19 protein-coding genes and 1 pseudogene are annotated in these 19,849 nt (G+C 67.3%); 14 read left to right on the forward strand and 6 right to left on the reverse strand.

Annotated features, from left to right (window positions below; all coding sequences use genetic code 11):
• Positions 1-195 (forward strand): annotated as a pseudogene (locus A9W95_RS13170) (glycerol-3-phosphate dehydrogenase); the annotation flags it as partial.
• 76 nt (positions 196-271) lie between these two features.
• Positions 272-1,384: a D-alanine--D-alanine ligase family protein gene (locus A9W95_RS13175; RefSeq protein ID WP_067413121.1), complete on the forward strand. Its 1,113-nt coding sequence runs from the start codon at positions 272-274 to the stop codon at positions 1,382-1,384.
• Positions 1,385-1,388: 4 nt separating this feature from the next.
• Here A9W95_RS13175 and A9W95_RS13180 read toward each other — a convergent pair whose 3' ends face one another.
• On the reverse strand, positions 1,389-1,907 hold the full coding sequence (locus A9W95_RS13180) for a DUF3515 domain-containing protein (RefSeq protein ID WP_371328065.1): 519 nt from the start codon (positions 1,905-1,907) through the stop codon (positions 1,389-1,391).
• Positions 1,908-1,963: 56 nt separating this feature from the next.
• On the opposite strand from A9W95_RS13180, the gene A9W95_RS13185 reads away from it, so the two are divergent.
• Positions 1,964-2,920 (forward strand): thiamine-phosphate kinase, encoded by a 957-nt coding sequence (locus tag A9W95_RS13185; RefSeq protein WP_067413123.1) that lies wholly within the window; start codon positions 1,964-1,966, stop codon positions 2,918-2,920.
• On the opposite strand, the gene A9W95_RS13190 is transcribed toward A9W95_RS13185, so the two are convergent.
• Together A9W95_RS13190 and A9W95_RS13195 are read right to left on the reverse strand one after the other, a co-directional pair.
• Positions 2,917-3,657 carry an MBL fold metallo-hydrolase gene (locus tag A9W95_RS13190; protein WP_067413126.1) on the reverse strand — a complete coding sequence of 247 codons (741 nt, stop codon included), beginning with the start codon at positions 3,655-3,657 and terminating at the stop codon, positions 2,917-2,919. The two genes, A9W95_RS13185 and A9W95_RS13190, sit on opposite strands and share 4 nt — an antisense overlap.
• Before the next feature lie 11 nt (positions 3,658-3,668).
• On the reverse strand, positions 3,669-4,382 hold the full coding sequence (locus A9W95_RS13195; RefSeq protein WP_082983076.1) for an HD domain-containing protein: 714 nt from the start codon (positions 4,380-4,382) through the stop codon (positions 3,669-3,671).
• A gap of 76 nt (positions 4,383-4,458) precedes the next feature.
• Here A9W95_RS13195 and A9W95_RS13200 point away from each other — a divergent pair, with 76 nt between their 5' ends.
• The 4 genes from A9W95_RS13200 to A9W95_RS13215 are packed head-to-tail and all read left to right on the forward strand — an operon-like array spanning position 4,459 to position 7,152.
• Positions 4,459-5,448 (forward strand): GlxA family transcriptional regulator, encoded by a 990-nt coding sequence (locus A9W95_RS13200; protein WP_067413129.1) that lies wholly within the window; start codon positions 4,459-4,461, stop codon positions 5,446-5,448.
• Between the two features lie 50 nt (positions 5,449-5,498).
• Positions 5,499-5,789: a DUF1330 domain-containing protein gene (locus A9W95_RS13205; protein ID WP_067413131.1), complete on the forward strand. Its 291-nt coding sequence runs from the start codon at positions 5,499-5,501 to the stop codon at positions 5,787-5,789.
• Positions 5,786-6,469: a uracil-DNA glycosylase gene (locus tag A9W95_RS13210; RefSeq protein ID WP_067413134.1), complete on the forward strand. Its 684-nt coding sequence runs from the start codon at positions 5,786-5,788 to the stop codon at positions 6,467-6,469. The genes A9W95_RS13205 and A9W95_RS13210 overlap by 4 nt, the downstream gene beginning before the upstream one ends.
• Positions 6,470-6,501: 32 nt before the next feature.
• Positions 6,502-7,152: a nitroreductase gene (locus A9W95_RS13215; RefSeq protein WP_067413137.1), complete on the forward strand. Its 651-nt coding sequence runs from the start codon at positions 6,502-6,504 to the stop codon at positions 7,150-7,152.
• Positions 7,153-7,154: 2 nt separating this feature from the next.
• Here A9W95_RS13215 and rpmB read toward each other — a convergent pair whose 3' ends face one another.
• Positions 7,155-7,349, reverse strand: a complete 195-nt coding sequence (rpmB, locus tag A9W95_RS13220) for a 50S ribosomal protein L28 (protein WP_067413144.1) — start codon at positions 7,347-7,349, stop codon at positions 7,155-7,157.
• Between the two features lie 207 nt (positions 7,350-7,556).
• Here rpmB and A9W95_RS13225 point away from each other — a divergent pair, with 207 nt between their 5' ends.
• Genes A9W95_RS13225 through A9W95_RS13235 form a run of 3 tightly spaced genes read left to right on the forward strand, consistent with a single transcriptional unit; the run spans position 7,557 to position 12,159 of the window.
• Positions 7,557-9,233, forward strand: coding sequence for a DAK2 domain-containing protein (locus A9W95_RS13225; protein WP_067413195.1), 1,677 nt, complete (start codon positions 7,557-7,559; stop codon positions 9,231-9,233).
• A gap of 2 nt (positions 9,234-9,235) precedes the next feature.
• Entirely contained in the window at positions 9,236-11,449 is a 2,214-nt protein-coding gene (recG, locus tag A9W95_RS13230) for an ATP-dependent DNA helicase RecG (protein ID WP_067413146.1), read from the forward strand.
• Positions 11,446-12,159, forward strand: a complete 714-nt coding sequence (locus tag A9W95_RS13235) for an HNH endonuclease family protein (RefSeq protein ID WP_067413150.1) — start codon at positions 11,446-11,448, stop codon at positions 12,157-12,159. Before recG ends, A9W95_RS13235 begins: the two co-directional genes overlap by 4 nt.
• On the opposite strand, the gene A9W95_RS13240 is transcribed toward A9W95_RS13235, so the two are convergent.
• A complete protein-coding gene (locus A9W95_RS13240; protein ID WP_156746183.1) occupies positions 12,160-13,005 on the reverse strand; it encodes an aldo/keto reductase in 846 nt (281 codons plus the stop codon).
• Between the two features lie 6 nt (positions 13,006-13,011).
• Positions 13,012-13,848, reverse strand: coding sequence for an aldo/keto reductase (locus A9W95_RS13245; RefSeq protein ID WP_067413153.1), 837 nt, complete (start codon positions 13,846-13,848; stop codon positions 13,012-13,014).
• Between A9W95_RS13245 and A9W95_RS13250 the strand changes: the two genes are divergently transcribed.
• From A9W95_RS13250 to A9W95_RS13265, 4 genes are all read left to right on the forward strand, one after another.
• A complete protein-coding gene (locus A9W95_RS13250) occupies positions 13,847-14,965 on the forward strand; it encodes an alpha/beta hydrolase (RefSeq protein WP_067413155.1) in 1,119 nt (372 codons plus the stop codon). The genes A9W95_RS13245 and A9W95_RS13250 overlap by 2 nt on opposite strands.
• Positions 14,966-15,049: 84 nt before the next feature.
• On the forward strand, positions 15,050-15,814 hold the full coding sequence (locus tag A9W95_RS13255) for a DsbA family protein (RefSeq protein ID WP_067413157.1): 765 nt from the start codon (positions 15,050-15,052) through the stop codon (positions 15,812-15,814).
• A 5-nt stretch (positions 15,815-15,819) separates the two neighbouring features.
• Positions 15,820-16,452: a vitamin K epoxide reductase family protein gene (locus A9W95_RS13260; RefSeq protein ID WP_156746184.1), complete on the forward strand. Its 633-nt coding sequence runs from the start codon at positions 15,820-15,822 to the stop codon at positions 16,450-16,452.
• Between the two features lie 12 nt (positions 16,453-16,464).
• Positions 16,465-19,848, forward strand: a complete 3,384-nt coding sequence (locus A9W95_RS13265) for a pyruvate carboxylase (protein WP_067413160.1) — start codon at positions 16,465-16,467, stop codon at positions 19,846-19,848.
• Position 19,849 lies beyond the last annotated feature (1 nt).

Here is a 19,849-nt window from a genome sequence, read left to right on the forward strand (position 1 = left end):
ATCGAGTCGGCGTTGCACGGCCGGGACGGCCACGTCGTCGAGGGCGTCACGTCCTGCGAATCGATCCTGGCGCTGGCCTCCAGCTATGACGTCGAGATGCCGCTCACCGACGCGGTGCACCAGGTCTGCCACAAGGGACTGTCGGTCACCGAGGCGATCGCGCTGCTGCTGGGCCGCAGAACCAAGCCGGAGTGATCCGGCGACCCGGGAATCCCAGCTCATGGCCGCGGATCCGACCGGTCGGCGCCTCACCCGGTAGCCTCTTTAGCTTGTGAGTGCCAGCGCCGGGCCGATCCGCGTCGCCGTCGTCTTCGGCGGACGCAGCAACGAGCACGCCATTTCCTGCGTGTCGGCCGGCAGCATCCTGCGCCACCTGGACCGCGAGCGCTTCGAGGTCGTTGCGGTCGGCATCACCCCGGAGGGGTCGTGGGTGCTGACCGACGCCAATCCGGACTCGCTGGCCATTACCGGCCGGCGGCTGCCGTCGGTGACCTCGGATTCCGGCACTGAGCTGGCGCTTCCGGCCGATCCGCGGCGCAGCGGGCAACTGGTGTCGTTACCGCCCGGCGCCGGTGGGGTGTTGGGCTCGGTCGACGTGGTGTTCCCGGTGTTGCACGGCCCGTATGGCGAAGACGGCACCATTCAAGGACTACTCGAGCTGGCCGGGGTTCCGTATGTGGGCGCGGGTGTGCTGGCCAGCGCCGCCGGCATGGACAAGGAGTTCACCAAGAAGCTGTTGGTCGCCGACGGCTTGCCGGTGGGCCCTTACGCGGTGCTTCGCCCGACGCGGATGGGGCTGGATCCCGAGGAGTGCCAACGGCTGGGCTTGCCGGTGTTCGTCAAGCCCGCGCGGGGCGGTTCGTCGATCGGCGTGAGCCGGGTGACCAGTTGGGATCAGCTGCCGGCCGCGGTCGCCGAAGCCCGTCGGCACGATCCAAAAGTGATCGTGGAAGCGGCGATCAACGGCCGCGAACTGGAGTGCGGTGTGCTCGAGATGCCCGACGGCGCAATCGAAGCCAGCACCCTGGGCGAGATTCGGGTGGCCGGGGTGCGGGGGCGGGAAGACTCGTTCTACGACTTCGCGACCAAATACCTCGACGACGCCGCCGAACTAGACGTGCCGGCCAAGGTGGATGACGGAACCGCAGATGCGGTGCGGCAGATGGCAATTCGGGCGTTCAAGGCCATCGATTGCCAGGGCCTGGCTCGGGTGGACTTCTTCCTCACCGACGACGGGCCGGTGATCAACGAGATCAACACGATGCCCGGGTTCACCACGATATCGATGTTCCCGCGGATGTGGGCTGCCAGCGGTGTGGACTACCCCACGCTGGTCGCGACGATGGTCGAGACGGCGCTGGCGCGCGGAGTGGGTCTGCGCTGAGCGGTCATCGCGCCGGTGCCGGGTCGATGGGAACCGCGGTGATGGTGTGGTCGATGACGTCGGACAAGGTTTGAATCGGGGTCGGGCCCGACCCGGCGGGCAGAGTCAACGCGATGTACACCGGTCGATCGACGGTGTACCAGGTGAATTGGCGGGCTTCGAACCACTGCACCCGGTCGACGAATTGGATCGGTGAGCCCACGACGAACTCGTCGGGGCGCTGCAACCCGCATTGCAAGAGGACCGGCGCACCGTCGGCCTTGGCCCGCCAGGCGGCCGCTGCGGGAGGTGCCGGCTGCGTGAGCGCGGCCCGTTGGTAGTCCCCGAGCCGTTCGGGTAGTGCCGCCATCAGTGCCTGACAGGCGGGCGCGTCGGCGTGGGGGGCGGGAACACCGGGAATGGTCACCGGTTGCTGCGGCTGCTGGCGCGATACCGCGAGGAACAAGATGACGCCGATGGCGGCCACCGCCAGCGTCACCGCGGCTATGACCAGCGCGCGCGGCGGCCCGTCGCCGTCGGGCACCTGCCACCTCCTACACTCGGCAGGGCCCCAACTTACCGCAGGTCGCAGGAGGCGCCGTGCACGACGACGCATCTGAGACGCTGCAGCAGGTCGGGGAATTCGCCGTCATAGACCGGTTGGTGCGCGCCCGCGTGCTCTCCGACGCGGTGGCGGTGGGGCCGGGTGATGACGCGGCGGTGTTGGTGTCCAGTGACGGGCGCACCGTGGTGTCGACCGACATGTTGGTGCAGGACCGGCATTTTCGGCTGGACTGGTCCACCCCGCACGACGTCGGCCGCAAGGCGATCGCTCAGAACGGCGCCGACATCGCCGCGATGGGCGCGCGCACCACTGCATTCGTGGTCGGCGTGGGCGCCCCCAGTGCCACCCCGGTCGCGCAGATGACCGCGCTGGTGGACGGCATGTGGAGCGAGGCAACTCGACTCGGGGCGGGCATCGTCGGCGGCGATCTGGTCAGCTGCCCGCAATGGGTGATCTCGGTGACCGTGCTGGGTGATCTGGCCGGTCGCGCCCCGGTGCTGCGGTCGGGAGCCAAGCCCGGCTCGGTGGTCGCCGTGGCCGGGCAATTGGGTCGCTCCGCAGCGGGATATGCCTTGTGGGACAAGAAAACTGACGGATACACCGAGTTGCGGCGCAGTCATCTGGTGCCAGAACCGCCCTACCATCAGGGTCCGGCGGCCGCCGCAGCGGGAGCCCAGGCCATGATCGACGTGTCCGACGGTCTGGTCGCCGATCTGCGTCATGTCGCCGACGCGTCGGGGGTGGGAATCGATCTGTCGACCGCCTCGCTGGATGCCGATTATCGCCTGCTCAGTGCGGCTGGCGCCGCCGTCGGTGCCGACCCCTGGTCGTGGGTGTTGGGCGGTGGTGAAGACCACGCGTTGGTGGCATGCTTCGCCGGCGCACCGCCGGACGGGTGGCGGGTGATCGGCCAGGTCCTCGACGGGCCGGCGCGGGTGCTGGTCGACGGCGATGCCTGGCAAGGCAACCCGGGGTGGCAGTCCTACACCTAGTCACCTGTCAACGCGCGCTGCCCTTTCCGCGCGAACTTGCGATGCTCGCGTCGGGCCCAACGCCGCACCCGCGTCGGGTTGAGGGGTCCGCCATGGCCGACATGGATGACCGTCAGATCCAGTTCCAACACGGCCTCGAGACTGGCAAGGTTGAGGCGCCTGTCTTGGTGAAATGGCGGGTTGGCGGGCCGGCGTCGCATCGCACCGAGAAAGGAGCCGGCAATCAGGTCCGCAGCGATGAGATCACCGGTATGAGTCAGCACCGATATCGATCCGGGCGTATGGCCGGGAGTCATCAGGATCCTCGCGTCAACACCGTAGTCGGACAAGGACATCGGCGCATCAACGAGCACGTCCGGTGTAAAGGGCTCGGTACGACCGTGCGCCGGTGGCAGTCTTGAGAAGATCCATCCGAACGGCCCGGTCGGTCGCAGCGACGCTGCGAGGCTTCGGCCGGAGGTGTACGCCTCGGCGTCGGCCCGGTGGGCGATGACGGGCGCTTGGAGCGCTTTCTGTAGGTAAGCCGCCGATCCCAGGTGGTCGATGTGACCGTGGGTGACCACAATCGCCGATACGTCGGAGACTTCGACGCCGTGCCTAGCCAAGGCTGCGAGAAGTTGTGGCCCGCTGCCCGGGACGCCGGTGTCCACCAGCACTGTCTTGCGGCCCAGCAGCAGGAAGGCGTTGACCGTCGCCCTACCCACCACTGGGATGGTTACCACCTTGGTCGGGGTCATGAGGGCTTCTTTCAACCCGTCGCGTGATTCGAACGAATCGCTGACCCGACGGGCTGGTCATTCCAGCCGGAACTTTCGACCAGGTCGAACCAGTTCGGCGTCGCTGCAGACATATTCAGCAATTGATGGAGATGGCTGGGGAACGTCAGCGGCGGGCCCTTCTGCGGGTTGCGCGCGACCTGGTCGGCGATCACCTCGGCAAGCGCGTATCCGAGGTTGTCGCGCGGCCACAGTGCGTGTACCCGGTCGGCGAAGCCAGGGGGAAGCAGTTCACGGTCGACGCCGACGATGTCTGTCGAGATACCCATCTGGCTGACGGCCTGGACGGGTCCGAAGCGATGCGCCAGACCGACACTGGTGTGCAGCGCTATCCCCTGCCACACGGTCACCACGCGGTCCTGGTCGACGTCATGGTCGCGCAGGAACCTCGCGGCGATGTCAGCGCCGTCGACCTCGAAGCGTTGATCACCGTTGCCGTGTTCGGTGGCGCCCAAGTCGTGCAGTAGGCAGGTGAGATATACCAGTTCGTCGTCATAGTCGACGTCGCGGTGCAGGCCCTTGGCAGCCGCCACTTCGCGGGCGAAAAGGTAGCTGCGTATCGCGTGGTGTGCAACGAACGGGGGTGACACGGCAATGACGAATTCTCGTGCGGCAACTGCCAATGCGGAATCGGGCATGGTCAGGTGACGGTCTTGATCGTGGTCGTCATGAGGGGCGCTGGACATTGGCATACCGCCACGATGCGGGAATCGGCACGGATATTCCAGTGGCCAATTCGCCAACAAGCTTTAAGATCTGGCCATGATCATTGCGGTGCTCGCGCAAGACAGTGTCATGGGTTTCGAGTTGATGATTCCGAGCCTGGTGTTCGGCATGGCGAATGAGGCGGTCGGCGACGCTGCACCTGCGAGAACAGGTGGCAACACCGGACCCCGCCCCTACGAAGTACGCGTGTGCGCACGCCGACGCCGCGTCACCACCACTCCTGACTGGGGCGGGGTCGAATTTCATACTCCTTACGGGCTGGACGGCTTGGCCGACGCCGACCTGGTGATCGTGCCTGGGGTGCATGCGTTCCTGAAACCGCCTGACCCGCCGGTCGTTTCGGCGCTACGGCGTGCCGCCGAGGCCGGCGCGCGAGTCGCGTCGATGTGCGTCGGAGCGTTCACGTTGGCGGCAACGGGCCTGCTCGACGGCCGACGAGCTACCACCCACTGGCAGTGGGCAGACGAACTCGCCCGGCGCCATCCCCGAATCGAGGTCGATCCGAGTGTGTTGTTCGTCGACGAGGGCAACGTTCTGACCGCCGCCGGAGTGGCGTCGGGTCTCGACTTGTGTCTGCACGTGATTCGGCACGACGCCGGCCCCGAAGTGGCCGGCGCGACGGCGCGACGGGTAGTGGTACCGGCATGGCGCGCCGGCGGACAGGCGCAATACATCGAGCACCCGCCTCCCGCCGCCGCAGGTCATCCGTTGCGGTCGACGATCGCCTGGATGGAAGAGAATGCCGCCGAACCGCTTGATCTACCGACCATCGCCGATCACGCCGCTATGAGCGTTCGTACTCTCAATCGCCAATTCCGAGAGCACTTCGGCACCACACCGCTGGGGATGCTGACAACGATGCGCGTGGCCCGCGCGCGGCAGTTACTGGAGGCCACCGGGCTGCCGGTCGACCGCGTCGCCGAGCAGTCGGGGTTCGGCTCGTATGCCTCGCTACGCCACCACTTCCTGCGGACTGTCGGCGTCTCACCGCAGAAGTACCGGCACAGCTATGTCGTGGCGCAGTGAAGCGTGGGCGGATTAGCTGCCGTCGGACACCAGGGCGCTAGGGTGGCGCGGTGACCGTGTATGCGATCGCTCAGCTGCGATTCCTCGACCGGGCGGCCTACCTGCGTTACCAGGCCAAGTTCTGGGACGTCTTCGCGCGTCACGAAGGAACGCTACTGGCCGCAGACGAGTCACCGCAGGTGGTGGAAGGCGAATGGGCCCGCGACAAAGTGGTGCTGATGTCCTTCCCCGACGAGTCCGCCTTTCACCGCTGGGCGCAATCACCCGAGTACCAGGAGATATCCAAGGACCGCCGAGCCGGCGCCGACACGGTAGTGCTGCTGGCCAAGGGGTTACGGTGACCGCGCGTCCGCTGAGCGAACTCGTCGAGCCGGGGTGGGCGACCGCGCTGCAGCCCGTGGCCGACCAGGTCGCCAAGATGGGCGAGTTTCTGCGAGCCGAGATAGCGGCCGGTCGCCGATACCTCCCGGCGGGCCCGAATGTGTTGCGCGCGTTCACGTTTCCGTTCGACAACGTCCGCGTTCTCATCGTCGGTCAAGATCCGTACCCGACACCGGGACACGCTGTGGGACTTAGCTTTTCGGTGGCCCCGGACGTGCGCCCGCTGCCGCGCAGCCTGGCCAACATCTTCGACGAGTACACCGCCGACCTGGGCTACCCCCAACCTTCCAACGGGGATCTGACGCCGTGGGCGCAACGCGGTGTGTTGTTGTTGAACCGGGTGCTGACCGTGCGGCCCAGTAGTCCGGCGTCTCATCGCGGTAAGGGCTGGGAGGCGGTGACCGAGTGCGCGATTCGCGCGCTGGTCGCGCGGGCGCAGCCGATGGTCGCCATCTTGTGGGGCCGTGACGCCTCGACACTCAAGCCGATGCTGGCCGCAGGTGATTGTGTCGCCATCGAATCACCGCATCCCTCACCACTTTCGGCGTCTCGCGGGTTCTTCGGCTCTCGGCCGTTCACGCGCGCCAACGAATTACTCGCCGGGATGGGCGCCGAACCGATCGACTGGCAATTGCCGTGACAGCGACGACCGCGCTGGCGGGGGATTAGCCCATGTACGACTTGGACGACACCATCCGGCAGCGACGCTCGTCGCGGATGTTCCTGCCCGACCCGGTGCCACCAGAGCTGGTCGAGGAATCGCTGCGGTTGGCCATGTGTGCGCCGTCGAATTCCAATGTGCAGCCGTGGCAGATCGTCGTCACCAGTGGTCCCGCGCGCGACCGGCTGGTGGCGGCTTTGCTCAGCAAGGCGCGCTCCGAACCGCCGCGGGTGCCTGAACTGCCTGCCGCCTTCGCGCACCTACGGCGCGAGCTCGGCGCGCAGGTCTACGGCTCGATGGGCATCGCCCGCGACGACGCCGAGGCTCGCCGCATCGCCGTGCTGCGCAACTGGGAATTCTTCCGCGCTCCGCTGGGCGCGGTGGTGTACATGCACCGCGACTTCGGGCTGGTCGACAGCATGGGTGTGGGCATGTTCCTGCAGACGCTGTTGTTGGCGCTGACCGCGCGCGGGCTGGGCAGCTGTGTGCAGGTGTCCATCGCCGGCTACCCCGACATCGTGCGGGAGCAGTTGGGCATAGGCCCCGACACCACGATCCTGTGTGGTCTGGCGATCGGCTATCCCGATCCCGATTTCTCCGCCAACTCGTTGCGCATCGAACGCGACGCTTTAGACAAACACGTCCGATTCATCGACGAGTGACGTCAGCCGCGGGTGACCTTGCCGGCCTTGATGCACGACGTGCAGACGTTGACCCGCTTCTTGTTGCCGCCGGGACGGTCAACGGTGTGGACGGTCTGGACGTTGGGGTTCCACCGGCGGCTGGTGCGGCGGTGGGAGTGCGACACCGACTTGCCGAAGCCGGGGCCTTTCCCGCAGATATCGCACACAGCGGCCATTGTTCGAACTCCTCAAGTCTCTTGCTGGGCCGGCGACCTGGCCGGCGCAGAGCCCAGGACGCGCCCGGGCGTGTACACGATAGCCCAGGATAGCGACTGTCGAGCGTAAGCACCAAAACGATCAACAGCCTGTAGACGCGTCATCACCGGTGCTGTCGGCGGCTCTGACTAGGCTCACTGGGGTCCGGGACGAAGGAGGTGGGGCAGGTGGATACGCCCGATCGTCTCCTGGACGCCGCGGCCCTGCGCGACTGGGCGCACACCGTCGTCAGCGACCTGATCACCCACATCGACGAGATCAATCGGCTCAACGTCTTCCCGGTTCCCGACTCCGACACCGGCGCGAACATGCTGTTCACCATGCGCTCGGCGCTGGCCGAAGCCGAATCCGGATCAGGCGCGGGCAACAACGACGTCGCCCGGGTGGCCGCGGCGCTGTCCGCCGGCGCGCTCAACGGCGCCCGGGGGAACTCCGGAGTCATCCTGTCGCAGATCCTGCGCGGCATCGCCGACGCGACCGCAGGCGCCGCCGCGCAGGCCGGGGGAACGTTATCCGCCGTCGACGCCGGCGTGCTGGCAACCGCCCTGTGGCGCGGCGTCGAACTGGTCGTCGCCTCGATGGGCGGCACCGAAGTCCCCGGCACCATCGTGTCGGTGCTGCGCGCGGCCGCCAGGGCCGCCGAGCAGTGCGCCGACGGAGGCGAGGGGCTGGCACAGGCGATTACCGCTGCCGGCGACGCGGCGGTGGTCGCGCTGGAGAAGACACCCGAACAGCTCGACGTACTGGCCGATGCCGGTGCGGTGGACGCCGGTGGACGCGGCCTGCTGGTGCTGCTGGACGCCCTGCGCTCGACGATCACCGGCCACACACCCGCCCGTTCGGTCTACGCGCCGTCGCCCCGGCCGGTCGCCGAAGACGCGCCGCTGGCTCGGCCGACCCCTCAGTTCGAGGTGATGTATTTGCTGGCCGGCTGCGACGCCGCCAGCGCCGACACCTTGCGGGACCGGCTGGCCGAGATCGGTGACTCGGTCGCCCTCGCCGCCTCGGAAACCGAAGGCAGCTACTCGGTGCACGTCCACACCGACGACGCAGGTGCCGCGGTGGAGGCCGGGCTCGCCGCCGGCCGCCCGAGCCGGATCGTGATCTCGGCGTTGAACTCCGGCACCAGCGGGCTGCCGGCAGGTGGCTGGACCCGGGAGCGCGCCGTGCTCGCCGTGGTGGACGGCGACGGCGCCGTCGAACTGTTCTCCGGTGAGGGCGCCAGCGTGTTGCGGCCCGGCCCGGATGCGGTCGCGCCGGCCGCCGACATCAGCGCTCACCAGCTGGTCCGGGCGGTGGTCGATACCGGCGCGGCTCAGGTGATGGTGTTGCCCAACGGGTATGTCGCCGCCGAGGAGCTGGTGGCGGGCTGCACCGCGGCGATCGGCTGGGGTGTCGACGTGGTGCCCGTGCCGACCGGTTCGATGGTGCAGGGATTGGCGGCACTCGCCGTGCACGACCCGGCGAGCCAGGCCGTCGACGACGGCTACACGATGGCCCGCGCCGCCGGCGCCGCCCGGCACGGATCGGTGCGCATCGCCACCGAACAGGCGTTGACCTGGGCCGGCCCCTGTGCGCCCGGCGACGGGCTGGGCCTGGCCGGGGATGAGGTGCTGATCGTGGCGCCCGATGTGGCGGCGGCCGCCATCGGGCTGCTCGATCTGCTGCTGGCCTCCGGCGGCGATCTGGTGACCGTGTTGGTCGGCGCGCAGGCCGGATCAGACGAAGCCGCCGCGTTGGGCCGCACCTTGGAGCAGCACATCCACGACCACCACCCGGGCACGGAGCTGGTCGCCTATTACACCGGCCATCGCGGCGACGTGCTGCTGATTGGGGTCGAGTAGCCGTGGCCTCGCTGACCGACCGGCTGCACTACCTCGTCGGGGCCAAGCCCGCCGACGACCTCGAGGAATTCTTCGGCATCCGCACCGTCGACGACCTGCTGCGGCATTACCCGCGCAGCTACACCGAAGGGGCGGCCCGGCTCGACACCGGCGGTGAGCGCCCGGAAGAAGGTCAGCACATCACCGTCGTCGACGTCATCACCGAAGCGGAAACCCGGGCGATGAAGAAGGATCCGAAGAAGAAGTATCACCGCATCGCCGTCGGAACCGGACGCAACAAGATCACCGCCACTTTCTTCAACGCGAAGTATCTGAGCAAAGACCTCATCAAAGACACCAAGGTGATGTTGTCCGGGGAGGTCAGCTACTTCAAAGGCGCGATGCAGCTCACCCATCCGGCTTTTCTCATTCTCGACTCGCCGGACGGACGTAACCGCGGCACCAAGTCGCTCAAGACCATCGCCGATGCCTCCGCCGCCGCCAGCGGCGAGGAATTGGCGTCGTCGTTGGAACGCCGCTTCTTCGCCATCTATCCGGCCAGCACCAAGATGCAGAGCTGGGACATCTTCGCCTGCGTGCGTCAGGTGCTCGCGGTGCTAGATCCCGTCGAGGACCCGCTGCCGGCCCAGCTGCGCGACGAGCTCGGGCTGATGCCCGAAGACGCCGCGTTGCGCGCCATCCATGTCTCCGAGGACGAGGCCGAACGCAACCGCGCCCGCGAGCGCCTGACGTTCGACGAAGCCGTCGGACTGCAGTGGGCGCTGGTCGCGCGGCGCCACGGTGAGCTGTCCGAAACGGGTCCGCCGGCACCACCGCGCGCCGACGGATTGGCCGCAGAACTGTTGCTGCGGTTGCCTTTCCAACTGACGGGCGGCCAGCGCGAGGTGCTCGACGTGATCGCCAAGGACCTCGCCGCCACCCGGCCGATGAACCGTTTGCTACAAGGTGAGGTCGGGTCGGGCAAGACGATCGTCGCGGTGCTGGCGATGCTGCAGGTGGTCGACGCGGGCTACCAGTGCGCATTGCTCGCGCCCACCGAAGTCCTTGCTGCGCAACATCTCTCGTCGATCAATAATGTGCTGGGTCCGCTGGCGATGGCTGGTCAGCTCGGCGGCGCCGACGTCGCCACCCGGGTGGCGCTGCTCACCGGGTCCATGACGGCGGGGCAGAAAAAGCAGGTCCGCGGCGAGATCGCCAGTGGACAGGTAGGCATCGTCATCGGGACGCACGCGTTGCTGCAAGACGCGGTGGACTTTGACAACCTGGGCATGGTGGTGGTCGACGAGCAACACCGGTTCGGGGTGGAGCAGCGAGATCGGTTGCGGGCCAAGGCACGCGCGGGTGTCACGCCGCACCTACTGGTGATGACCGCGACACCGATTCCGCGGACCGTCGCGCTCACCGTCTACGGCGATCTGGAGACCTCGACGCTGCGCGACCTTCCCCGGGGGCGCCAACCGATCACCACCAACGTCATCTTCGTCAACGACAAACCCAATTGGCTGGTCCGTGCCTGGCAGCGCATTGTCGAGGAGGTGTCGGCCGGTCGGCAGGCCTACGTGGTAGCGCCGCGCATCGACGAATCCGACGACACCGACACCCAAGACGCCCGGCCGTCGGCGACCGCCGAGGGGCTGTATGCCCGGCTGCGGTCCAAGGAACTCGCGGATCTGCGACTGGGTCTCATGCACGGACGGTTGTCGACCGACGACAAGGACGCCGCAATGGCGGCGTTTCGCGCCGGTGAGGTCGACGTGCTGGTGTGTACCACCGTCATCGAGGTGGGCGTCGACGTCCCCAACGCCACGGTCATGTTGGTGATGGACGCCGATCGGTTCGGCATTAGCCAGCTGCACCAGTTGCGCGGACGTATCGGTCGTGGCGAGCATGCCAGCCTGTGCCTGCTGGCAACCTGGGCAGCGGAACAATCGTCGGCTGGGCGCCGGCTGACCGCGGTTGCGAAAACCATGGACGGATTCGCGCTGGCGGATCTGGATCTCCGGGAGCGCCGAGAGGGCGACGTGCTGGGCCGCAACCAATCCGGTCGGGCCATCACCTTGCGGCTGCTGTCGCTGGCCGACCATCTGCCTTACATCGAGGCAGCCCGCGACTTCTGTACCCGCGCCTACGAAGAGCCCGGCCCACACCCCGGGTTGGCCTTGCTGGCATCGCGGTTCACCGATACCGACCGCATCGAGTATCTGGACAAGTCGTGACCCGCAGGGGGCTGCTGTGGCTGGCGCTGGCCGCGGTGCTGGCCGTCGTAGTCGCATACCAAACGCTGGGTGCCACGGCGGCCCGGCGCGCCGAGGACTTCGCCGCGCGTGCCGACGTGCCCACCGTGCCCCCGGGCGCCGACGTCCTCGCGGGCCTTGCGGTGCTCCCGCAGCGGATGCACCGCTACGACTACCGCCGCGCGGCGTTCGGCGACGCCTGGGACGACGACAACGACGCGCCCGGCGGCCACAACGGATGCGACACCCGCGACGACATCCTCAACCGGGATCTGGTCGACAAGACGTACGTGGTGACCAAGCGCTGCCCCAACGCCGTGGCCACCGGCACCCTGCACGACCCGTACACCAACACGGTCATCGCCTTTCAGCGCGGCGCCAAGGTGGGCGAGGCGGTGCAGATCGACCACATCGTTCCGCTGTCTTACGCCTGGGACATGGGCGCCTACGCCTGGCCGGACCCGGTGCGGCTGCGGTTCGCCAACGACCCGGCCAATCTGCTGGCCGTGCAGGGCCGTGCCAACCAGGACAAGGGCGATGCGCCGCCCGCCCAGTGGATGCCGCCGAACACCGCGTTCGCGTGCCAGTACGCGATCCAGTTCATCGCCGTGCTGCGCGGCTATGCACTGCCGGTGGACCAGGCGTCCACGGCCGTGTTGCGTCAGGCCGCCGCCACCTGCCCGCCGGGCTGATTACGCGCCGGTGTAAGTCACCGGGTCCGGACGGAGCCGGCTGCCGTCGTCGAGCGCGTTGATCGCCTCGATGTGCTCGGCGGCCAGTTCGAAGTCGAACACGTCGAGGTTGCTGGCGATGCGCTCGGGGTTGGCCGAGCGGAAGATCACCGAGTTGCCCAGTTGCAGGTTCCAGCGCAGCAGCACCTGTGCCGGGGTCTTCCCGTACTCGCCGGCCACCGAGGTCACCGTCGGGTTGTCCATCAGCTTGCCCAGCACCAGCGGGGTGTAGGACTGCGTGACGACGTTGTGCTCGGCGTTGACCTTGCGCATGTCGGCTTGGTTGAGCAGGGGGTGCAACTCGATCTGGTTGACCGCCGGGGTGACGAAGGTGAGGTCGATGACGTTCGACAGGTATTCGTCGTTGAAGTTGGAGACGCCGATCGAGCGCGCATGTCCGTTGCCGCGGGACTGGATCATGCCGCCGAACGAGTCGACATACTTGCCCACCGACGGCGCCGGCCAGTGGATCAGGTAGAGGTCGACATAGTCCAGGCCGAGGCGCTCCAAGCTGGCGCTGCAGGCCTCCTGGGCGCCGTTGAAGCCCTGGTCCGCGGTGGCCAGCTTGGTGGTCACGAACAGTTCAGCGCGAGGAATGCCCGACGCCGCGATCGCCCGGCCCACCGCGGCCTCGTTGCCGTAAGCCGAGGCGGTGTCGATGAGGCGGCAGCCGATCTCCAGCGCCGCCGACACCGCGCGTTCGGTCTCGTCCTCCGACAATTCCGCGACGCCCAAGCCGAGCACCGGCATCGTGTTCTCGTCGTTCAGGGTTACCGAGGGGACGGTGGCGCCCGACTCGCCAGTCAACGTCAATCACCTACCTGTGGAGTTGAAGGTTCTTGGATCTGGGCCCAGCCGGGTGCCGTCGTCAAGCGAGGAGATTGACGCCATATCCGCAGCGCTCAGTTCGAAGTCGAACACGTCGAAGTTGCTCGCAATCCGCTGGGGGTTCACCGACTTGGGAATCACGATATTACCGAGTTGAATATGCCACCTAATCAACACCTGGGCGGGTGTCCGGCCACAACCTTCGGCGACCGCGGTGATTGTCGGATGTTCCAGCAGCGAACCCTGCCCCAGCGGCGACCAAGCCTCGGTGGCGATGCCGCGCTGGGCGTGCACCTCCCGCAATTCGGTTTGCGCCAGCCGCGGATGCAATTCGATCTGGTTGACCGCCGGAACGATGCCGGTCGCGTCGACCAAGACCGTCAGGTGTTCGGGCTCGAAGTTGCTGACGCCGATCGAGCGGATACGGCCCTGGTCGCGCAAGTGCGCGAACGCTTTGAAGGTGTCGACGAATTTGTTCAATCGCGGTTGTGGCCAATGAATGAGGTACAGGTCGAGATAATCCAGGCCCAGGCGCTCCATGCTGGCGTCGAACGCCCGCAGCGTGCTGTCGTAGCCCTGGTCGGTGTTCCACAGTTTGGTCACGACGTACAGCTCGTCGCGCGGTATACCGGAGTCAGCCACCGCGCGCCCGGTTTCGCGTTCGTTACGGTAGGCCGTCGCCGTATCGACGTGCCGGTAACCGGCGTGCAGTGCCGCAGATACCGCCTGCTCGGTGTCCTCTGGAGGGATCTGGAAGACTCCGAATCCGACGGCGGGAATCGAATGACCATCGTTGAGGGTGATCGAGGGAGCAGCAGCCATGACGAAAAGTCTGCCAGGCGCGCAGGACGTGCAGCCTGGAGCGAAGCCGACCGCGATTCGGCGGTTGAGTCGGGTGCAGAACCGGATCACCAACATCGGCGTCAAGGTCATCCCGTGGATTCCGACCCCGGCCAAGCGGGCGTTGACGGGTGGTCGCTCGGTGATCATCGACGGCAACACGCTGGATCCGACGCTGCAGTTGATGCTGGCGGCGCTGCGAGCGGTGGGCATCGACGGGCTGGCCGTTGACGACGATCCGGCGTCTTCCCGGGCTCAGATGCGCCAAACGACCCTGGAGATGCCTGGCCCCCAGATTCACGTGACGGTGCGCGACCTGTCGATACCGGGACCGGCCGGCGACATCCCCGCCCGCCACTACGTCCCGCCCGACGGTCAGCCCGCGCCGCTGCTGGTCTTCTACCACGGCGGCGGCTGGACGATCGGCGACCTGGACACCCACGACGCGCTGTGCCGGCTGATTTGCCGGGACGCCGGCATCCACGTGCTCTCGGTCGGCTACCGGCTGGGGCCGGAGCATCCGGCTCCGGCTGCCGTCGAGGACTCGTTCGCCGCCTTCGAGTGGGCTCATGCCCACGCCGCAGAACTCGGTGCGACCCCCGGCCGGGTAGCCGTCGGCGGCGACAGCGCGGGCGGCAACCTGGCGGCTGTGGTCAGCCAGCTGGCCCGGGACAAGGGCGGTCCCACGCCCGTGCTGCAGTGGCTGATCTACCCGCGCACCGACTTCACCGCCCGCACCCGATCGCTGAGCCTATTCGCGCGCGGCTTCCTGCTGACCAAGCGCGACATCGATTGGTTCGAGTCGCAATACCTGCGCAATTCGGGTGTCGACCGCACCGATCCGCGGGTGTCACCGGCGCTCGCCGAGTCGTTGGCCGGTTTGGCGCCGGCGTTGATCGCCGTTGGTGGCTTCGACCCGCTGCGCGACGAAGGCGAGGATTACGCCAAGGCGCTGCGCGAAGCGGGGACGCCGGTCGACTTCCGCTACTTCGGTTCGCTGACGCATGGCTTCGTCAACCTGTTCCCGCTGGGCGGGGGGAGCGCCGCCGGGACAAACGAGCTGATCTCGGCGCTGCGTGCGCACCTGAGCCGGGCATGAGCTGCGTGCGGACGTCGCCGGTACTCTAGAGGCGCCGCCGCGGACTGCGGCCCGGACACCACCTACGGGAGGACCAGCGAACCTGTGGCCGACAAAAAGAAAAGCCCCCCGCGATTCGACCTGAAGTCCGGCGACAAGAAGTCTGGTCGGCTGCTGCAGATCGGCGGCACCGCCATTGTGGTGTTGTTTCTGGTCGCCGTGGTGTTCTACGCCGTCAACTCCCACCACAAGAAGGGCGGCCCGCTCGGGCCGGGCGATTCGGTGCGGGTGACTTCCAACAACTTGGTCACCGACCCGGGTACCAAGAACCCGAAGGCCGTGGTGTCCTTCTACGAGGACTTCCTCTGCCCGGCGTGCGGCAATTTCGAGCGCGGCTTCGGGTCCACGGTGTCGAAGTTGATCGACACCGGCGCGATCGCCGCCGACTACACCATGGTGACGATTCTGGACAGCCCACGGACGCAGAACTACTCGTCGCGTGCCGCCGCCGCGGCCTACTGCGTCGCCGACGAGAACCTGGCCGCCTTCCGCCGCTTCCACGAAGCGCTCTACAGCCAAGACATTCAGCCGCAAGAGACCGGCAAGTCCTTCCCCGACAACGCTCGCCTGATCGAACTCGCGCGCGAAGCCGGTGCCGGTGGCTCGGTGCCGGACTGCATCAACAGCGGCAAGTACCTGTCGAAGGTGACCGGCCTGGCGGCGGCGGCCAACATTCACGCCACGCCGACGGTCAAGATCAACGGCACCGAGTACGAGTGGACGACGCCGGACGCGTTGGTCGCCAAGATCAAAGAGATCGTCGGCAACGTGCCGGGCATCGACGCGGCCGCGGCCGGCGCAGCGCGCTGACGACCGTGGTGTCAGCTCAACCCGCCGAGCAGACCGCCGAGCGCGAACCGGCCGACCCGGCGCCGTGGCGGGCACCGGCGCCCAGCGCGTGGTGGGTGTTGATCGCCGGGGTGGTCGGCCTCATCGCCTCGGCGACGTTGACGGTGGAAAAGATTGAGCTGCTGCTCAATTCGTCGTACGTGCCGTCGTGCAACATCAACCCGATCGTGTCGTGCGGCTCGGTGATGGTGACACCACAGGCGTCGCTGCTCGGATTCCCCAATCCGCTACTGGGCATTGCGGCGTTCAGCGTGGTGGTGGTGACCGGCGTGCTGGCGGTCGCGAAAGTCCCTTTGCCGCGGTGGTACTGGATCGGGCTGACGGCCGGCACGTTGATCGGCGCCATCTTCGTGCACTGGCTGATCTTCCAGAGCCTGTACCGCATCGGTGCGTTGTGCCCGTACTGCATGGTGGTCTGGGCGGTCACCATCCCGCTTCTGGTGGTGGCGGCGTCCATGGCGTTTCGCCCGGCGATCGACCGCAACTCCGGTCTGCGGGCGCTGTACCACTGGCGGTGGTCCATCGTCACGTTGTGGTTCACGGCGGTCTTCCTGCTGATCATGGTCCGCTTCTGGAACTATTGGTCGACACTCATCTGAGAGGGGCCAAGCGTGATCTCCAAAGTGCTGGTCGCCAATCGCGGGGAGATCGCGATCCGAGCATTCCGGGCCGCCTACGAACTCGGTATCGGAACCGTCGCCGTCTATTCCTACGAGGACCGCAACTCACTGCACCGCACCAAAGCCGACGAGTCGTATCAGATCGGCGAAGTCGGCCACCCGGTGCGGGCTTACCTGTCGGTCGACGAGATTATCGAAACGGCCCGCCGCGCGGGCGCTGACGCCATCTATCCCGGCTACGGCTTCCTGTCGGAAAATCCCGAGCTGGCTGCGGCGTGCGCGGCCGCGGGCATCACCTTCGTCGGTCCCCGCGCCGAAGTCCTCGAGCTGACCGGGCATAAGTCGCGCGCCATCGCCGCCGCACGCGCGGCCGGTCTGCCCGTGTTGCAGTCTTCTGAGCCGTCCGACTCGGTCGACGATTTGGTCGCTGCGGCAGACGATCTGCGATTTCCGTTGTTCGTCAAAGCGGTTGCCGGCGGCGGTGGTCGCGGCATGCGCCGCGTGTCAGAGAGCGGTGAACTGCCCGAGGCCGTCGAAGCGGCCAGCCGAGAGGCGGAGTCGGCGTTCGGTGACCCCACCGTCTATCTCGAAGAGGCCGTATTGCGGCCCCGCCACATCGAGGTGCAAATCCTGGCGGACAACCGCGGCAACGTCATCCACCTCTTCGAGCGGGACTGCAGCGTGCAGCGCCGCCATCAGAAGGTCATCGAGTTGGCGCCGGCGCCGAACCTACCGCCCGAATTGCGGATGAAGATCTGCGCGGATGCGGTCGCGTTCGCCCGGCATATCGGATACAGCTGCGCCGGAACGGTTGAGTTCCTGCTGAACCCGGACGGGCAGTACGTCTTCATCGAGATGAACCCGCGCATTCAGGTGGAGCACACCGTAACCGAGGAGATCACCGACGTCGACTTGGTCTCCAGCCAACTGCGCATCGCTGCCGGGGAGACGCTCGACGACCTGGGGCTGAACCAGGGCGCCATTCAGCCGCACGGGGCCGCGCTGCAGTGTCGCATCACCACCGAAGATCCGGCCAACGGCTTCCGGCCCGACACCGGGCGGATCAGTGCCTTGCGCACCCCCGGCGGTGCCGGTATCCGGTTGGACGGCAACACCATTCTGGGCGCGGAGATCAGCGCACACTTCGATTCGATGCTGGTTAAATTGACCTGCCGGGGTCGCGACTTCACCACGGCGGTCAACCGGGCGCGGCGCGCCATGGCCGAATTCCGCATTCGCGGGGTATCGACGAATATTCCCTTCCTGCAAGCGGTTCTCGACGATGCCGACTTCCAGGCCGGGCGGGTCGCCACGTCCTTCATCGACGAGCGACCGCAACTGCTGACCGCGCGCACGTCGGCCGACCGAGGCACCAAAATTCTCAACTACCTGGCCGACGTCACCGTCAACAAGCCGCACGGCACCCGGCCGTCGACGGTGTACGCGCAGGACAAGCTGCCCGACATCGACCTGGAGGCAGCAGCGCCGCCCGGCTCCAAGCAACGCTTGATGGAACTGGGACCGGAGGGTTTCGCGCGCTGGTTACGTCACTCGCCGGCGGTCGGCGTCACCGACACGACGTTTCGGGACGCGCATCAATCGTTGCTCGCCACCCGAGTGCGCACCAGCGGGTTGATCATGGTGGCCCCCTACGTCGCGCGGATGATGCCGCAGCTGTTGTCGGTGGAGTGCTGGGGTGGCGCCACATATGATGTGGCGCTGCGATTTTTGAAGGAAGACCCGTGGGAGCGGCTGGCGGCGCTGCGTGAGGCGATGCCCAACATCTGCCTGCAGATGCTGCTGCGGGGCCGCAACACCGTCGGCTACACGCCGTATCCGGAGTCGGTGACGTCGGCCTTTATCGAGGAGGCAACCCTCACCGGCATCGACATCTTCCGCATCTTCGACGCACTGAACAACCTCGACTCGATGCGCCCGGCGATCGACGCGGTGCGCGAAACCGGTTCCGCCATCGCCGAAGTCGCGATGTGCTACACCGGCGACCTGTCCGATCCGGGGGAGCGGCTCTATACCCTCGATTACTACCTGCGCCTGGCCGAGCGGATCGTCGAGGCCGGCGCGCATGTGCTGGCCATCAAGGACATGGCCGGACTGCTGCGGGCACCGGCCGCGCACACGTTGGTGGGAGCGTTGCGCAGCCGGTTCGATGTGCCGATCCACGTACACACCCACGACACCCCCGGCGGCCAACTGGCCAGCTATATCGCCGCGTGGCAGGCCGGTGCCGATGCCGTCGACGGCGCCGCCGCTCCGCTGGCCGGCACCACCAGCCAGCCGGCGCTGAGTTCGATCGTGGCCGCCGCCGCCCACACCGATTACGACAGCGGGCTGTCGCTGGCGGCCGTGTGCGCGCTGGAACCGTACTGGGAGGCGCTGCGAAAGGTTTACGCACCTTTCGAATCCGGCTTACCGGGGCCCACCGGCCGGGTCTATCGCCACGAGATTCCTGGCGGCCAGTTGTCCAACCTGCGCCAGCAGGCGATCGCGTTGGGACTGGGGGACCGGTTCGAAGAGGTCGAAGAGGCGTATGCCGGCGCCGACCGGGTGCTGGGCCGGCTGATCAAGGTCACTCCGTCGTCGAAGGTGGTCGGTGATCTGGCGCTCGCCTTGGTCGGTTCTGGGGTCAGCGCGGACGAATTCGCCGACGAGCCAGCCCGATTCGATATTCCGGAGTCGGTGGTGGGCTTCTTGCAAGGAGAGCTGGGCGATCCGGCCGGCGGGTGGCCGGAACCGCTGCGCACCACGGCGTTGGAGGGCCGTGGGCCGGCCAAGCCGGTGCAGGAGCTGACCCAGGACGACGAAACGACGCTGGCCGCTGCCGGGCCCAAGCGTCAGGCGGCGCTGAACCGCCTGTTGTTCCCTGCTCCGACAGAGGAATTCGAAGATCACCGAGAGGAGTACGGCGACACGTCGCTGTTGTCGGCCAACCAGTTCTTCTACGGGTTACGGCAGGGCGAAGAGCACCGGGTGCAGCTGGAGCGTGGGGTGGAGTTGCTGATCGGGCTGGAGGCGATTAGCGAGCCCGACGAGCGCGGTATGCGGACGGTGATGTGCATCATCAACGGGCAGTTGCGGCCAGTGCTGGTGCGCGATCGCAGCATTGCCAGCGCGGTACCGGCGGCGGAGAAGGCCGACCGAGGCAAGCCGGGGCACATCGCGGCACCGTTCGCCGGAGTGGTCACGGTTGGGGTGGCCGAGGGTGATCAGGTCAGTGCGGGGCAGACGATCGCCACCATCGAGGCGATGAAGATGGAGGCCCCGATCACCGCGCCCAGCGACGGCACCGTCGAGCGGGTGGCGGTGTCGAGCACTGCTCAGGTGGAAGGCGGCGACCTGCTGGTGGTAGTGAGCTGAC

This window comes from Mycobacterium sp. 1423905.2 (assembly GCF_001673155.1).
Classification (GTDB): domain Bacteria; phylum Actinomycetota; class Actinomycetes; order Mycobacteriales; family Mycobacteriaceae; genus Mycobacterium.

What these genes read in the sequence shown, in the direction of transcription:
- A9W95_RS13190 (WP_067413126.1), bottom strand. Translation starts at nt 3,657, where the DNA reads ATGACCCCGACCAAGGTGGTAACCATCCCAGTGGTGGGTAGGGCGACG.
- A9W95_RS13195 (WP_082983076.1), bottom strand. Translation starts at nt 4,382, where the DNA reads ATGTCCAGCGCCCCTCATGACGACCACGATCAAGACCGTCACCTGACC.
- A9W95_RS13200 (WP_067413129.1), top strand. Translation starts at nt 4,459, where the DNA reads ATGATCATTGCGGTGCTCGCGCAAGACAGTGTCATGGGTTTCGAGTTG.
- A9W95_RS13215 (WP_067413137.1), top strand. Translation starts at nt 6,502, where the DNA reads ATGTACGACTTGGACGACACCATCCGGCAGCGACGCTCGTCGCGGATG.
- rpmB (WP_067413144.1), bottom strand. Translation starts at nt 7,349, where the DNA reads ATGGCCGCTGTGTGCGATATCTGCGGGAAAGGCCCCGGCTTCGGCAAG.
- A9W95_RS13250 (WP_067413155.1), top strand. Translation starts at nt 13,847, where the DNA reads ATGACGAAAAGTCTGCCAGGCGCGCAGGACGTGCAGCCTGGAGCGAAG.
- A9W95_RS13245 (WP_067413153.1), bottom strand. Translation starts at nt 13,848, where the DNA reads ATGGCTGCTGCTCCCTCGATCACCCTCAACGATGGTCATTCGATTCCC.